The 15911-nt window shown below is 66.1% G+C and carries 13 protein-coding genes; 6 read left to right on the forward strand and 7 right to left on the reverse strand.

The genetic code is table 11. The features are described from left to right. Positions 1–2 precede the first annotated feature (2 nt). Both otsB and OX462_RS15135 read right to left on the reverse strand, forming a co-directional pair. Entirely contained in the window at positions 3–767 is a 765-nt protein-coding gene (gene otsB, locus OX462_RS15130; protein ID WP_409026448.1) for a trehalose-phosphatase, read from the reverse strand. Beyond that, positions 767–3043: an alpha,alpha-trehalose-phosphate synthase (UDP-forming) gene (locus OX462_RS15135; RefSeq protein ID WP_409026449.1), complete on the reverse strand. Its 2277-nt coding sequence runs from the start codon at positions 3041–3043 to the stop codon at positions 767–769. Before OX462_RS15135 ends, otsB begins: the two co-directional genes overlap by 1 nt. A gap of 260 nt (positions 3044–3303) precedes the next feature. On the opposite strand from OX462_RS15135, the gene OX462_RS15140 reads away from it, so the two are divergent. The 4 genes from OX462_RS15140 (at position 3304) to OX462_RS15155 (ending at position 7328) form a co-directional block, all read left to right on the forward strand. After that, the gene (locus OX462_RS15140) at positions 3304–4419 is read left to right on the forward strand and encodes a mechanosensitive ion channel family protein (protein WP_409026450.1); all 1116 of its coding nucleotides are present in this window, start codon (positions 3304–3306) and stop codon (positions 4417–4419) included. 49 nt (positions 4420–4468) lie between these two features. After that, a complete protein-coding gene (locus OX462_RS15145) occupies positions 4469–5764 on the forward strand; it encodes a cation:proton antiporter domain-containing protein (protein WP_230506021.1) in 1296 nt (431 codons plus the stop codon). A 120-nt stretch (positions 5765–5884) separates the two neighbouring features. After that, positions 5885–7066 carry a serine hydrolase domain-containing protein gene (locus OX462_RS15150; protein WP_409026451.1) on the forward strand — a complete coding sequence of 394 codons (1182 nt, stop codon included), beginning with the start codon at positions 5885–5887 and terminating at the stop codon, positions 7064–7066. 91 nt (positions 7067–7157) lie between these two features. Continuing rightward, complete coding sequence (locus OX462_RS15155) at positions 7158–7328, forward strand: hypothetical protein (protein WP_162995635.1); 171 nt, start codon at positions 7158–7160, stop codon at positions 7326–7328. On the opposite strand, the gene OX462_RS15160 is transcribed toward OX462_RS15155, so the two are convergent. Further along, positions 7325–7708 (reverse strand): YkvA family protein, encoded by a 384-nt coding sequence (locus tag OX462_RS15160; protein WP_046685558.1) that lies wholly within the window; start codon positions 7706–7708, stop codon positions 7325–7327. The two genes, OX462_RS15155 and OX462_RS15160, sit on opposite strands and share 4 nt — an antisense overlap. Before the next feature lie 92 nt (positions 7709–7800). Here OX462_RS15160 and OX462_RS15165 point away from each other — a divergent pair, with 92 nt between their 5' ends. Beyond that, positions 7801–8916, forward strand: coding sequence for a DNA topoisomerase IB (locus tag OX462_RS15165; protein WP_409026452.1), 1116 nt, complete (start codon positions 7801–7803; stop codon positions 8914–8916). Here OX462_RS15165 and OX462_RS15170 read toward each other — a convergent pair. After that, positions 8870–9100 (reverse strand): hypothetical protein, encoded by a 231-nt coding sequence (locus tag OX462_RS15170; RefSeq protein ID WP_139143618.1) that lies wholly within the window; start codon positions 9098–9100, stop codon positions 8870–8872. The two genes, OX462_RS15165 and OX462_RS15170, sit on opposite strands and share 47 nt — an antisense overlap. 264 nt (positions 9101–9364) lie before the next feature. Between OX462_RS15170 and OX462_RS15175 the strand changes: the two genes are divergently transcribed. Further along, positions 9365–12739: a hypothetical protein gene (locus OX462_RS15175; RefSeq protein ID WP_409026453.1), complete on the forward strand. Its 3375-nt coding sequence runs from the start codon at positions 9365–9367 to the stop codon at positions 12737–12739. 6 nt (positions 12740–12745) lie between these two features. Here OX462_RS15175 and OX462_RS15180 read toward each other — a convergent pair whose 3' ends face one another. Genes OX462_RS15180 through OX462_RS15190 form a run of 3 tightly spaced genes read right to left on the reverse strand, consistent with a single transcriptional unit; the run spans position 12746 to position 15850 of the window. Continuing rightward, entirely contained in the window at positions 12746–13567 is an 822-nt protein-coding gene (locus OX462_RS15180; protein ID WP_070313649.1) for a ferritin-like domain-containing protein, read from the reverse strand. 43 nt (positions 13568–13610) lie between these two features. Beyond that, the gene (dsdC, locus tag OX462_RS15185) at positions 13611–14531 is read right to left on the reverse strand and encodes a DNA-binding transcriptional regulator DsdC (protein WP_070313648.1); all 921 of its coding nucleotides are present in this window, start codon (positions 14529–14531) and stop codon (positions 13611–13613) included. Then, the gene (locus tag OX462_RS15190; protein ID WP_409026454.1) at positions 14531–15850 is read right to left on the reverse strand and encodes a D-serine ammonia-lyase; all 1320 of its coding nucleotides are present in this window, start codon (positions 15848–15850) and stop codon (positions 14531–14533) included. The genes dsdC and OX462_RS15190 overlap by 1 nt, the downstream gene beginning before the upstream one ends. Between the last annotated feature and the right edge of the window lie 61 nt (positions 15851–15911).

Below are 15911 nucleotides of genomic sequence, written 5' to 3' on the forward strand. Positions count from 1 at the left end.
GGCTACTCCTTCGATGTCGGGGATACGGCAGCGGCCAGCAGCGCAGTGCGCAAGGCGCCGGGGCTGGCCAGGCGCAAGGTGGCGGCGCTGGGGCCGCTGCCCACTTTGACGCCCTGCCCGCCTGCTTGTTGTACAAAGGCAAAGCCTGCCTCGTCGGTGGTGTCGTCGCCCGCGAACACGGGCCGGCGGCCGGCGAATGGGCTTTCCTGCATGAAGGCGGCGATGGCACCGCCCTTGTCGGTGGCGGCCGGCTTGGCTTCCAGGACCATTTTGCCATGCAACAGCAATATCCCCGGGCACGCTTGCACGGCGGCCGTCATTTCCTGCAGGCACAATTGCTCGAGGTGGGGTGCCAGCCGATAATGCAGGGCCACGGCTCCCCGCTTCCGTTCCACCAACAAGCCGGGGTGAATCGCCGCCAGCGATTGCGCGCGCGCCAGCACGGGCGCCACGTCGGGCGTGGCGGCCACGTGCAACTGGCCATCGGCGCCGCGCCGCTCCACGCCGTGCACGCCGGCAACAGGCAAGACCAGGGGCGCCAGCATGGCGTCGATCTGCGCCACGGGACGGCCGGAAATGAGGGCCAGCGCGCCGCCATGGCGCTCGGCCAGCAGCGCCAGCGCTTCGATGACGCCGGGCGCCACGCGCACGCCGTCGGGCGTGGGCGCCAGGTCGACCAGGGTGCCGTCGAAGTCGAGGAAGACGGCTGTTCCGGGCTCACTCAGCAGCTGCAACAGGGCTGCGCTATCGTCAGGGAGATCGGCCATCACATCCCCTTGCGCCGCTTGATGCGGCTGTGGGCGTCGATCTTGGTCATGACCTTGTCGCGCTGGCGCAAGCGGGCCGCGTCCAGCAGCATGCGCCCGGCCCAGCGGTAGACGTTGAAATGTTTGACTCTCGCCCGCATGCTTTTCATGCGCTCGCGCTGTTCCACGGGCGGCATCACGAGGGCGCGGTACAGGGCCTCGGCGCCCTGCTCGATGTGGTACGGGTTGATGATCAGCGCTTCATGCAGCTCGCGCGCGGCGCCCGTGAATTGCGACAGCACCAGCACGCCCAGTTCGTCGTCGCGCGCGGCGATGAATTCCTTGGCCACCAAATTCATGCCGTCATGCAAGCTTGTCACCATGCACACTTCCGAGGCCCGGAAATAGCGCTGCAGATCGTCCTGGCCATGGTGTTCCGCTTTCAGCAGGATGGGCACATAGTCGCCGCTGCCGAAGCGGCGGTTGATGCGCTCGACCATCTTGCGCACGCGCGCATCGAAACTTTGATATTCGTCAAGCGAAGCGCGGCTGGGGGCTGCGATCTGCACGAACGTAAAATTGCCCACCATGCCGGGCTGCTGCTCCAGCATGCGCTCGACGGCCTGGAAGCGCTCGACGATGCCTTTCGTATAGTCAAGGCGGTCCACGCCGATGCCCAGCAAGTGGTCAGGCGCCACGCCCAGCTCGGCACGGATTTGCGCGCGGCACGCGGCCACGTCGGGCTGCGCCGGATCATCCTCGGGCCAGGCGATCGAGATCGGGTAATCCTCGACCTGCGTCATCTCGCCGCCATACGAAATGGTCGACGCTTCCGGCTCGATGCGGGTTTCCAGATAGCGGTCCACCGTTTCGAGGAAATTCTTGCGGTGGAATGGCGTATGGAAACCCAGGATCGTGCTGCCCAGCAAGCCATCGAGGATTTCCTCGCGCCATGGGCAAATGCCGAACGATTCGGAGTTCGGCCAGGGGATATGCCAGAAAGTAATAATCGTCGCCTTCGGCAAGGCTTCGCGCACCATGCGCGGCAGCAAGGCGAAGTGATAATCCTGCACCAGCACGACGGGGTTGTCCGTCTTCGCCTCGGCGATCACGGCATCGGCGAAGCGGCGGTTGACTTTGACGTACTGCTCCCAGTCGGACGAGCGGAACACGGGACGCACGTGGGCGATATGGCACAGCGGCCACATGCCCTCATTGGCGAAACCATAATAGTAGCCCTGCTCTTCCTCTTCCGTCAGCCACACGCGGCGCAAGGTATAGCTGGGATTATCGGGCGGCACGGGCACGTGGTCGAGCTTGTCGACCGTCTCGCGGTCGGCGGAACCGGCGCCATGCGCGATCCATGTGCCGGAGCACGCGCGCATCACGGCTTCCACGGCCGTCACCAGGCCGCTGGCCGGGCGCTGCACGCGGATATCGCCGCTGCCGTCATCGGCTTTCGTGTGGATATACGGTTCGCGGTTCGACACGACGAGCACCTGGTCGCCCTGCAAGTCCGCTTCCAGCAGCGCGCGCAGCTTGTCCGGCGTCCAGTCGGACGACCAGCCGTTATCGCCCTGGCGTTCCAGATGGTATTCCTGCAGCAATTCGCGCAAGTCGCCGATCAGCGGCTGCATTTCCGGCGGCGGCGCGGGCGCGGCGGCGGGCGCCGTGGCGGCGGCCACTGCGCCATTGCTTTTCGGCAGCAACTCGCCCCGTAAAATATCCTTCACGGCCGACAGCCAGCCGCGCCAGCTCAGGTGGGCAACGAACACGGTCATCAGGGAAATGAGCACGGCCAGCACGGCCAGGAAGGCAAAGATGAAGCGCTTGGTATCGGTATTGCGGCGCTCGACAAAGCTCATGTCCTGCACCAGCACCAAACGGCCCAGCTGCGATGCATCCTGCATGACGGGCGTTTCGCTCAGGTGGACTTGCCCTTGCGGCAATTGCGCCAGGGATTTGTACAGGCCGCCCGTCGATGGCGTGCTCCAGCAGCCGATCGAGGCCGGGTATTGCGCGGACTGGTACAGCAAGTGGCCCCCGTTGTCGCAAAAGCCGATGGCGATCAGGCGTTCGTCGCGCGTGGCGCCCTGGAACAGTTCGCCGATGCGCGTGGCGTCTTGTGCGGGCAGGTATTCGGTGAGCGAGGGGCGGAGGGTTCCAGCGAGCAATTCTGCCCGACTGTCGAGGTCGCGCACATACCAGCGCAGGGTAATGTTATCGAGCAGCGGTACCACGATATAGGCAAACAGTCCCAGCACAAGGGCAAGTGGCAGGATGAAGCGCAAGGACATTCGGAGTGATCGTACTATCATCGGTTTCCTTTGCAAAAACAAAAAGCATGGCAAGTATGGCTATGTTTCCAATGCGGCGACGCCCGCTTGCTTTCCGTATTGAAACGTCAACGTGGCATGGCGCAGCGCAGCAATTTCTTCCAGTATCCACCTTGACCGAAGTCTTATCCGTACGGCAACGCACGCCCCCGCGACGTCATCTGCCCGTAAAATACCCGCTTCCGACATCCATTTCACTTATCAATAAGGAGTTTTCGCCTATGGATCTCAGCACGTTTCACTCGCTGATGGGAGGCCCGCTGCGCTCGGCGCTGACCGTGCTCGTTTCCGCCCTGCTCGTCACGGTGGTCGCCATCGGCGTGCACCGGGCCGGCATCGGCTTGCTGAAAAGACTGGCCCAGGGCCACGCGCTGGCCAGCAACGTGGCGCGCGTAGCGTTCCGCGCCAGCCAGCTGTGCCTGATCGTCTTCGGCCTGCGCATGGTGCTGGCCAGCGCGCCCGACGACACGCCGGGCCTCGTCGCCATGTCGCACCTGGCCAGCGTGGCGCTGATCATCGCGCTGACCTGGCTGGCCATGCAATGCATCGAGTCGCTCAGCATCACGATTTCCCAGATCAATCCCGTCGACGCGGCCGACAACCTGCGCGCGCGGCGCCGGATCACCCAGGCCCGCGTGCTCACGCGCAGCGCGCATGCCATCGTCGTCCTGCTGGGCGTGTCCTTCGTGCTGCTGACCTTGCCCGGCGCGCGGCAGATCGGCGCCAGCCTGCTGGCCTCGGCCGGCGTGGCGGGCCTGGTAGCCGGTATTGCCGCCCGGCCCGTGCTCGGCAATTTCATTGCAGGGCTGCAAATTGCGTTTTCGCAACCGATCCGCATCGACGATGTGCTGATCGTCAATGGCGAATGGGGCACGGTGGAGGAAATCAAGGGCACCTACGTGGTCGTGCGCGTGTGGGACGAACGCCGGCTGATCGTGCCGCTGCAGTGGTTCATCGAAAATCCGTTCGAGAACTGGACGCATACCTCCTCCGACATCCTCGGCACGGTGTTCCTGTGGCTCGATTTCAGCATCCCGATCGAGCCCCTGCGGGCGGAACTGACGCGCATCTGCGCATCCGCCAAGCAATGGGACGGCCGCGTCTGCACCGTGCAGGCGACGGATTCGAACGAGCGGGCCGTGCGCGTGCGTTTCCTGATCAGCGCGGTGGATTCAGGCACGGCGTTTGAATTGCGCTGCCTCGTGCGCGAGCAGATGCTGGCCTTTATCACGACCAATTATCCGCACAGCCTGCCCCGCTTGCGCTCCACGCTCGACCCCATCGAGCTGCACGCCATGCAGGCGCAGAACGATACGGTACAGTTGCACAAGGCATAACAAAACCTGCGGCGCGCTGCCCCGGCCCATGCGCCGCTAGAATAGGAGCATGAGCACCACCGCCTGGTTCATCCTGATCGGTTGCCTGATGCTGGCGCGTGGCCTGGGCGCCGACGGCATCGCGCGCCTGCCATTGACCTCGGCCATGGCTTACCTGGGCGTGGGCCTGCTGCTGGGCCCCCTGTTCCTCGGCCTGTTCTCGTTCGACCTGGTGCAACAGGCGCCCCTGCTGGAAACCCTGACGGAAATCGCCGTCCTCATCTCCCTGTTTTCCGCCGGCGTCAAAATGCCCGTGCCCTTCAGCCTGGCACGCTGGCTGCCCTCGCTGCGCCTGGCGTGGCTGTCGATGACCATTTCCGTGGCCCTCGTGGCGGCCTTTGCCTGCCTGCTGCTGGACCTGCCGTTGGGCGCGGGCATCCTGCTGGGCGCCATCCTCGCACCCACCGACCCTGTGCTGGCCACCGACGTTCAGCTGCGCCATGCGGGCGACAGCGAGCAATTGCGCTTCATGCTGACCAGCGAGGCGGGCATGAACGATGGCAGCGGTTTTCCTTTCGTCATGCTGGGCCTGGGCTTGCTGGGCTTGCATGAACTGGGGCCGCATGGCGCCACCTGGCTGTGGCGCGATTTACTCTGGGCCAGCGCGGGCGCCATCGCCCTGGGCGCGGCCGGCGGCGCGCTGCTGGCCTGGCTGGGCTGGCAGCTGCGCGCCAAGGAGCCGAAGCATGAAGTGCTCGATGACCTGGCGGCCCTGGGTCTGATCGCCCTCGTCTATGGCGTGTCCACCTGGCTGCACGCGTGGGGCTTCCTGGCCGTCTTCTTTGCCGGCGTGGCCTTGCGCCAGACGGAACTGCGGCTGGCCGGCGCGCCGAAAGACCGGCAAGGCTTGCTGCAGGCGGAGGAAACCCATGCCGTGTCCGCCGCCAAACCGCACGACAGCGAAGTGACGCTGACCGTCAGCGGCGAAGCCCTCGTCTTCAAGGAACATCTGGAACGCTTGTCCGAACTGACCCTGGTGCTGTTGCTGGGCGGCGCCGTCACGGCCGCCGCCTGGAGCTGGCGGGCGTGGAGCGTGGCGCTGTTCCTGTTGCTGGTGGCGCGTCCGGCCAGCGTGATGCTCGGCTTGCTGGCTTCCGGCACCAGCGTGCGGCTGCGGGGGCTGGCCGCCTGGTTCGGCGTGCGCGGCATCGGCTCGCTGTACTACCTCAGCTATGCCATCGCGCATGGCTTGCCGCGCGGCCTGGCGCGCGAACTGGCCGACATCACCCTCGTCGTCGTCATCCTCTCCATCGTCGTGCACGGCCTGACGGTCAAGCCTTTGCTGGAACGCTACTGGCGCAAATAACTGGCCAAACAAGCACCCGCCGCCCCCTTTGTCATTGCTGCAAAGCAATGATTTGTCAATTGCCCCTATGGCGGACGGAAATATTGTTAAGATAATTAAAAATGGCAAAAGAGAGAATCAATGAAACGACGAAGCATGCTGGGACTGGGCGTCTCACTGGCCCTGCTGCAAACGGGCTGCGCCACCGATCCGGCCAGGCTGGCGTGGGAAACGGAATTTGACGGCTTCATGCGCGATGGCCTGGCACGCACGGAAACGCCGGGCATGAGCGTGGCCGTGGTGCGCGGCGAACAAACCGTCTTCGCGCGTGGCTATGGCTGGGCCGACATCCAGGCCGGCAAGAAGGCCGATGCGAACACGGTGTTCCATGTCGCCTCCGTCAGCAAACTCGTCACGGCCACGGCCGTCATGATGCTGCTGGAACAGGGCGCCTTCCAGCTCGACGACAAGGTGGCGGCCTACCTGGACTTTCCGCTCATGCATCCGAAGTTTCCCGACGTGCCCATCACCTTTCGCCATTTGCTCAGCCACACCTCGGGCATTTCCGACGCCGTGTACGACAAGACGACGGCGTTTGCCGTCCAGGGCGACCCGCGCTTGCCCCTGCGCGACTTCGTCAAGGGCTATCTGTCGCGCGGCGGCGCCTGGTATGACGCGGATGTGTCGTTTGCCGCCCGGCCCGGCACGGAATGGCGCTACAGCAATGTCGGCATCGCCCTGCTCGGCTATCTGGTCGGCCGTTTGAACCCCGATGGGCTCGACGCCTACACGCGCGAGCACCTGTTCGAACCGCTGGGCATGGACAGCACGGCCTGGAACCTGGCCGGCTTGCCGCGGCGCGCCGTCGTCGCCCAGCCGTACGCGCACAAGGAGCCGGGCCTGCAAGCGCTGCCGCCCGTCGGCTATCCGGACTGGCCGGCCGGCCTGCTGCGCAGCTCGGCGCAGGACTTTGCCCGTTTCCTGGCCATTTTCAGCAATGGCGGCCGGGTCGATGGCCACCGCTACCTGCAAGACGCGACGCTGCAACTGTTTTTCGCCCCGCAAGCGGCCCCCGTCGTGCCCGCCGATTCATCCGTGCAGCAAGCGCTGGTGTGGCTGCTGCGCGACGTCGACGGCCGGACGCTGGCCACGCACAGCGGCGGCGACCCGGGGGCCGCGTCCGTCGTCTGCGTCGACCGGGCCCGCAAGACGGCCGTGCTGGCCTTCGCGAACGTCAGCGCCGACAAGGAGTTTCGTTCATTCCAGAAAGAAGTCGTGCTGCGCCTGCTCGCGCACGGGGCCGGCGGCGCGCCAGCCAGGTAGGCATGGCGCTTGTGTGAACAGGCGCACGGTAGCGCCTGGGCAAGAACGTATGCTGTGCTGGTCAAACTTGACCATCAACGAGGAGACCAGCATGACGAACCGCATCGGCAACAAGGACGTGGCGCAGCAGCGCAGCAAGAGTGAAAAAGCCCGCATCAAGGCGCAGAACATCGCCGCCGAGGCGGTGAAGAAGGCTGAAGCCAGGGCCAGGTACCGCAACGCCGTCAAAGGCCAGCCGGGTCTGCCCGCTGCCGGCGGTTAGGCGCCGAACCAGCCGCGCAGTTTCTCGGCGGCCCGTTCCTTGACCTCGGCCGTGATGTAGGTGGCGACGGTGGCGACGGCCGCCGCCAGCACGGCCAGGTCATCCGCATAGCCGACCACGGGCGTAATGTCGGGAATCGCATCGATGGGTGAAATGAAATAGCCGAGCGCGCCGTAAATGGCCGTCTTGGCCCACAGCGGGGTGTTCGGCTGCTGGGCCGCGTAGTACAGCCACAGGGCTTTTTCGATGACTTCGCGCCCCGCCGTCTTGGCGAACTTGACGACCTTGTCCCAGAAGCTGTCATCCGTGTATTTCTTTTCATACTGCTTGTCGGCCTGGGGGGCGTGGTCTTCTTCCAGATTCTTTTTTCTGCCAAACATCTGCTGCTCCTGTCTGCCGCGCACGGCGTTACGAATGCGCACCTTAGCATAATGGCGCGCCGGGTGGGCGGCCTGCAAGGTAAGCTATCGTCATGGAAATATCTGCCACCACCACGGCCCGCGCCGCCGGCCTGCGTTACACGGGCGACCATCAGAACGGCATCGCCCGATCGGGCAAGCCCGGCAAGTTCCGCTACCGCGACGCGGACGGCCAGATCGTGCGCGATAGCGCCGCCTTGACGCGCATCAAGGCGCTGGCCATCCCGCCCGCCTGGACGGACGTGTGGATCTGCCGGCACGCGAATGGCCATTTGCAGGCGACGGGCCGCGACGCGCGGGGCCGCAAGCAGTACCGCTACCATGCGCGCTGGCGCCAGGTGCGCGACGAAGCGAAATATGAGCGCATGCTCAGCTTTGGCCGCGCCCTGCCCGCCATCCGCGCCGCCGTCGCGCGCGGCATGCACCTGCCGGGCTTGCCACGCGAAAAAGTGCTGGCCACCATCGTGCACCTGCTGGAATTGACGATGATGCGCATCGGCAACGAAGAATATGCGCGCACGAACAAATCGTTCGGCCTGACCACCCTGCGCACGCGCCACGTGCAGGTCGACGGCAGCGCCGTGGCCTTTCACTTCAAGGGCAAGAGCGGCGTGCGCCACGATATCCGCCTGAGCGACCGCAAGCTGGCCACGGTGCTGCGGCGCATGCGCGAGTTGCCGGGCCAGGAACTGTTTCAATACATCGATGACGCTGGCGCTCGCCACGGCGTCGATTCGGGCGACGTCAACGATTATCTGCGCGAGGTGACGGGCGAAGACTACACGGCCAAGGATTTCCGCACCTGGTCCGGCACCCTGCTGGCCGCGCTGGCCCTGCAGGCGTTCGAGCAGGTCGATTCCGATGCGCAAGCCAAGAAAAACATCGTGCAGGCGATCGAGTCCGTGGCGAAAAAACTGGGCAACACGCCGACGATCTGCCGCAAGTGCTATGTGCACCCGGCCGTGCTGGAATCGTATCTGGAGGGCAGTTTATTGGAAGGCATGCGCGCGCGGGCGCAGGAGCAATTACGGGAAGAACTGCCGGCGCTGGCGCCGGAGGAAGCGGCCGTGCTGGCTTTGCTGCAGCAGCGCTTGCAAGCGCAGGCCGCCAGCAAGGCGGCGGTCAAGCCTGGCGCGCGGGCTGGCGCTGGCACTGGGCCGACAGCGTGAGGGCATCGCTGCGGCACACGGGCAAGGTGCCATGCCCCGCTTCGCGCGCCACGGGGGCCGGCGCGGCATCGCCGTTCTGCGCCTCGCCCGCATTCATCAAAGTGGCCGCCAGGGTCGAAAAGGTGAACAGGCAGATCAGCAGGAATGGCTTGTTCACGTGAAGGGACTGGTCTGGCTTTTGCATCGCATACTCCGTCGGACTGGTTGGCTGTTGCAGCATGGACACGATCATCGCGTGTTTCCACAAGGCATACAATCAGACGGTTTCGACAAGATGGGTAGGACAGCGCTGACAGACTCATCCATAAGGGCCGGTGTCGGCAGATTTGACACCTGCTCCGGCCCGTCCCAGCCAACCCCTTGTTTTTGCAGCATAATCCAGACAGGAACGTTTCCTGCTTGACCTCTCGCCTGGGCACGCTTGGCGCCAGTCAACGGGGGAACGATCATGAGCTTTATCAAACAAGTGCTGCTGGCGCTGCTGCTATGCGTAATGTCGGCCGCGCACGCCACCAGCATCGGCTACACGGCGACGTCGCTGGGCGGCACGCAGTGGCGCTACGACTACACGGTCAGCAATACCACCCTGGCCGTGCCCATCGAGGAATTCACCTTGTTCTTCAGCGTGGGCCAGTACGCCAACCTGCACGGCGTCGCAACGGCGCCGGGCTGGGACGTGCTGCTGGTACAGCCCGATCCCGCCATTCCCGCCAGCGGCTACCTCGACGCGCTGGCGCTGGCCGGCGGCATCGTCCCCGGCGCCACGGCCACGGGCTTTTCCGTCACCTTCGATTACCTTGGCGCGGGCAGCCCTGGCGCCCAGCCGTTTAGCATCCTCGACCCCGTCTCCTTCATCGAACTCGACACGGGCATCACGCAGCCGGCCGCCGTGCCCCTGCCCTCGACACCATGGCTGCTGCTGGCTGGCGTGCTGGGCTTGGCGTGCCTGCGGCGCCGGCAGCTGGCCGGCGCCGCGCTGGCCACAGGCCTGGCGCTCGGCCTGTGCGCCTGCGGCGGCCCCAACGATCCCACGCAGTCGCCCGCGCCGAAGGTCATGCTGGCGGCAGCGGCAGCCACAGTCCAGGCCGCCGGCGACTTTGAAGTGACGATGCTCGATAAAGTGGCTGAACAGCGCGTCAGCCGCACGGTCTGGGACTACACTTACCGCGTGCACATCCGCAACAATGGCAGCGAGGCGGCCGGCAATGTGCAAGCCGTGCTGGCCAGCGCGCCAGAAGGCAGCACCATCATCGATGGCGACGTGCAGGCCGGCAGCATCGGCGCGGGCGCCACCGTCACGCCCGCTGACACCATCACCCTGCGCATCGAGCGCAGCATCGCCTTCCAGAGCGCCGGCCTGACCTGGACTTTCAGCGCCAGCACCGGCATCGCGCTCGACCCCGTGCGGCCCGCGCAAGTGGTCGTGCTGCCGCTGTCCGGGCTGGGCTTTCCCGATGGAGCCGACAGCGTCAAGGCCAGCGGCGCCGTCACGGACGTGCTGCTGCAGGAAGGCAGCCTGCGCTTTTCCACGCCGGGCGACACGGGCGTCGACCAGCATGCGCAATTTTCCCTCAGCAAGGGCGGCAAGGTCACCATCCTGGATCTGCTGATCCAGACCGAACTGCCGACGGCCGTGGAAACCTATGTGGAGCCGAACGACGACGGCAGCGTGCCCGCCGCGGCACCCGTGCTGGCCATCACTGGGCTGGGGCCGAACAACCGCCTGCAGCCGGGCGGCCTGGGATTGCGCCTCGTGGGCGCGGCCCCCATGGCACTGCAGGATGACAGCGACGGTCTGCTGTCCGGCCCGGATGGCATGGCCATCAGCCTCAAGAGCTACTGGACGTTCGATGCGGCCAGCGGCACCTTCAGCATCGGTGCCACGGCCATGCAGCAACTGCTGGCATCCTTGCCCAACGGCAGCTACGACCTGAATCTCAATTTCGTCTCGCAGGATGGCGAGTTCACGGCCAGCTATGCCTTGATCGTCATCAAGTCCGGCATCGTGCTGCAAGGACAGCTGCTCACGCCCGCAGGCGGCAATGCCACGGGACTGGCCGGCAAGAAGATGTTATTGGCCGGCTACAACAACCGCCAGCGCCAGGTAGCCGTGGTCGACGCCACGGGCGCCTTCCACTTCAATGGCGTGCTGCCCGACACCTATCAGCTGACCTTGAACGACCTCGCCCATCCGAACGTGGTCAGCGTCAGCGCCGTCGTCTTCAACAGCAGCAGCAACGTCAATGTCGACATCGTCTACCCGTATGCGGCGAGCCCGGCCTTGCGCGCCGAGGCGAAGACCTATACCGCCGGCAGCGTCACGCAGGATGGCGCCGCGCCGCCCGCGCGCGAGGTGCCCGCCAGCCATCGCGCCGCGGGCGACGTCACGCCGCAGGATGACGCGGACAGCAAGACCTTCACGGCCACGGCGGCCGCGCAAAACCAGACCATCAGCTCGCCCATCGCCTTCACGGTGCCCAAGGACACGAAAAACGTGGGCGTGAAAATCACCGTCAGCACGGCCGAGTATCCCGTCTACACGACGGCGCAAAGCCAGTACAACGATACCTGGTCCTATTCCGTGACGGGGCTGCCCGGGGTCAACCTGGCCGCCGCAGGCGCCGTCAACCAGAGCCACTTTACGCAGGGCACCATCGTCAGGACCGAGTGCGTCGATGTCAGCAAGCAAACCAAGGATGGGGCATTGACCCTGGGCGGCAATGTCAGCGCCACGAATATCGGCGACAGCGCTCTGGCCACCGTGACGACGGTGGAACTGAGCCTCGCGTGCAAGGGCTTGAAGGTGACGCTGGCAAAATTCCTTTCGCCCAACAAGGATGCCCACCCCGTGTTGCAGCCGATCAAGTTGACGGGCAATCTGGCGGGACCGTATGTGTCCGTGTCGCAAGGAAGTGCCACGGCCACGCACACCTTGCCGCTGGAATTGCACTACACGCCGGCGGCGGCGACGATTACGGAAGTCAATATCGGCATTGCGTCCGGCGGCGGCGATCCCGCCTTCAGCACGCAGAATTTATTGTCCCAGACCAATACCAAGACTGCCGGCACCGTGAAATTTCCCAGCCTGGTGCTGCCCGCCTTTGCCGGCGCCAAGCTCGACAAGAAGGCCGTCGTCACGGTGCGCCTGAAGGGCCGCATCGACAATACCGATGCCAGCTCCGACCCGGCCGAAGGGGGACAAGTGGCGTTCAAGGGCGACACGGCCTATATCCCCCTGTACCTGGCCAACTACGAGGCGGCGCTGGCGGCGCGGCGCTACGGCACGCGCGATCCTGGCGGCGATTCGTGGGCCACGCGCCTGGCCATCGCCTGGCTGGCGAGCAAGGCTTACCGTTTCGACGACATCAGCGGCCAGCACGTGACGCAGACGGCAACGGGCCGGTCCATCCTCGGCCACAGCGGCCACAGCGACGGCCAGCAGATCGACTTGCGCTACGCGGACGGCGCCGGCGGCTATACGGACGCGCTGGGCGGCCAGAACGACGGCGCCGCCATTCACCAGCTGATCAACGACGCAAAAGCGGAAGTGGTGGCCAACCCCGCGCAAAAGCCGAAACTGACGGCGCTGCTGGCGTGGATCGCGGCGAACCGGGCCATGCTGGCCCAGGAAGCGGCGCCGGCCAGCACGCGCATCATCTACATCGGCCCCAGCTTCATCAAGCTGGCCCTCGTCGACGGGCGCTTTTCCGCCGCGCCGGCCGACAAGATCCCCGGCGCGGGCGCCTGGACCAAGCCGGCAAAAGTGCACATCGAGACGGGACACCTGAGCCACTGGCACATCAGCCTCACGGCCCATCCGTAGGCAAGGTCAGGCGGGCAGATCGGACAATTCCAGCTCCGAAAACCCCGCCCGCCGCCGCGCTTCCAGGTTGAACGGGCCGCGCAGGGTGGGCGCCTCGTAGCGCAGCGCCAGTTCCGCATACGTCGCGCGCAGCTCCAGGCCGCGCTGCGCGCACAGATAGCCGTACCAGCGGTTGCCGATCTCGACGTGCCCCACTTCGTCGCGCAAGATGATGTCGAGGATGGCTGCGGCGGCCATGTCGCCCGCCTGCGCCAGCTTGGCGCGCAGCGGCGGAATCGCATCGAGGCCCCGCGCTTCCAGGGTGCGCGGCACCAGCGCCATGCGCGCCAGCACGTCGCCGCGCGTCTTGTCGACCATTTCCCACAGGCTGTCGTGGCCGGGGAAGTCGCCATACGTGTGGCCCAAGACCTGCAGGTGCGCCTGCAGCATGGCAAAGTGCGTCGCTTCCTCCTTCGCCACGCGCAGCCAGTCCGTGTAGTATTCAGCCGGCAGGTCCGGGAAGCGCCACAGGGCATCGAGCGCCAAATTCATCGCGTTGAATTCGATATGCGCGAGCGCGTGCACCAGCATGGCGCGCCCTTCCGGCGTGATCATCGAACGCCGCCCCACCAGGCGCGGCGGCACCAGTTCCGGACGCTCGGGCCGGCCCGGCACGGCGCCCGTGGGCGCCAAGTCCGCCTTTGCGTCGAGCGCCAGCGGCGCCGCGGCCATGGCGGCCACCATCGCCACCTTGGTTGCCGGGTCCGGTTCCAGCAGGCAGGCCAGCGCAGTGCTGCGTAACTCGCGCAATTGCGCCGGCGCGGTCGAAGTCGATGGGGTTGGCTGCATGGGTGTTCTTTCTGGCGTGTGCTTCAACAAGGGGCGCAGTGTATCAAATTGCCTGCCCCAGCAGCCAATCGAACAAGGCCTGCACCCTCGCCGGCAGCGGCCGAGCGGCATGCACGAGGTAATACGCCTGCGGGCTGGGCAAGTTGAAAGGGCCGAACGGCAAGACCAGCTGGCCGCTGGCCAGCCACGGCTGCACCAGCTGGCGCCGGCCCATGGCCACGCCCGCATGGTGGATGGCCGCCTGCGCGCACAGGTCGGCGCGGTCGAAGCGCAGGCTGCGCGCCGGCAAGGTCACCTCCGGCGCCTGCCCGTCCAGCCACAACCGCCACTCGGCGTCGGGCGCGCAGGCGGGCCAGGCCAGGGTGTCGTGCAGCAGCGTCGCGCTGGACAGCTGATGCGGCGCGTCAAACAAGCCGTGTTCGCGCGCATAGTGCGGGCTGCACGCGGGCGCCAGCCATTCCTCCATCAGCTTGCGCGATGCCAGGCCGGGAAAGTGGCCGTCGCCATAGTGCAAGGCCAGGTCGACCTGGCCGGCGCGAAAGTCCACGCTTTCATTGCCCACGCGCAAGTCGACCGACACGTCCGGATACTGTGCAGCGAAGCCTGCCAGGCGCGGCACCAGCCAGCACTGGGCGATGGACGGGCGCGCATGCACGGTGATGCTGCCCGCCAGCGCATTGCCGCCGGCCAGCGCCGCCTGCAAGCCGTCCCAGCCGATTTGCAGGGCGGCAAAGATGCGCTCGCCGTCGGCCGTCAGTTTGACCTGCCGCGTCAGGCGCTGGAACAGCCGCAAGCCCAGGCTGCTTTCCAGCCGCGCGATGCGGTGGCTGACGGCACTGGGCGTGAGCGCCAGTTCCTGCGCGGCCAGCGCGAAGCTGGCATGGCGCGCCGCCACGAGAAAGGTGTGCAGGTTGGCGAACTGGCTGGCCGTCAGCGTGGACATGCGCGGCATGCCGGGCGGCATCAGGCGGCTCCGGCCGCCAGCAAGGCGCGGCCGCGCGCCACGTAGGCAGCCATTTCCTGCTCGGGCACCATGCTGCCGCCCGTACCCCACACGAGGTGGGTGGCCGTTTCCAGCTGCGCCTGGTATTGCGGCGCGGCCAGCACGGCAGGGATGCCCGCGAAACCGGCCACGGCGGACGGTTCCAGGCGCAAGCCTTGCGTTTGCTCAAGCGTCGCCAGCAAGCGGTACAGTTCTTCATCGGTGACGGTGGCGTAGCCGTCGATCAGCCGCTGCATGGCGCGCCCGACGAAGCCGGACGGGCGTCCCACGGCCAGTCCATCGGCGGCCGTCAGGTTGTCGATGCGGATCTCCTGCACACTAATTCCCTCGTGCAAGCCCGTGTGCACGCCCAGCAGCATGCACGGCGAGTGGGTCGGCTCGACGAAGACGCAGTGAACAAAATCGCCAAAGGCCAGCTTCAAGCCGAAGGCCACGCCGCCGGGACCGCCGCCCACGCCGCACGGCAGGTAGACGAACAGCGGGTGATGCGCATCGACCGCGACGCCGGCCGCTTGGAACTGGGCTTGCAGGCGCTGGCCCGCCACCGCATAGCCGAGGAACAGATCGTGCGAATTTTCATCGTCGACGAAGTGGCAGGTGGGGTCGTTCTCCGCCTGCTGGCGCCCCGCTTCCACGGCCACGCTGTAGTCGGTCGCGTACTCGACGACGGTGACGCCGTGGATGCGCAATTTATCCTTCTTCCATTGCCGCGCATCGGCCGACATGTGTACGGTGGCGCGAAAGCCCAGACGCGCGCTCATGATGCCGATCGACAAACCGAGGTTGCCCGTGGACCCGACGGCGATCGCATACTGGCCAAAGAAGGCGCGCACGGCGTCGCTGGCCAGCACGCTGTAGTCATCGCCCTCCTTCAGCAAGCCCGCGTCCAGCGCCAGCATTTCCGCATGTTTCAACACTTCATAGATGCCGCCGCGCGCCTTGATCGAGCCGGAAATGGGCAAATGGCTGTCCTGCTTGAGCCACAGCTGACCGCTCGTCATGTCTAAGGCCGCCTGCATGGCGGGCAGCGGCACGACGGGCGACTCGATGACGCCGCCGCTGGCCTGCGTTTCCGGAAACGCCTTGGCCAGGTACGGCGCAAAGCGCGCCAGGCGCGCGCTGGCATCGGCCACGTCGTCCGCCGTCAAGCCCACATCCTTCAAACCCTCGGCCGCCGGGGCGATGCGGGGATTGAACCAGCTCAAGGGCTGCAAGGCCATCAGTTCTGTAATCAGGGGAAATTTTTCGCGCAGCGCGGCGATGGCGGGAGTGGGCAGCATGGCAACCTCGTGTAGGAACAAGCCATGATTAGAGCGCATCCGGGCGCCGCTGGCAAACGAT

The organism is Janthinobacterium aestuarii, from assembly GCF_046113285.1.
Taxonomy (GTDB): domain Bacteria; phylum Pseudomonadota; class Gammaproteobacteria; order Burkholderiales; family Burkholderiaceae_D; genus Janthinobacterium.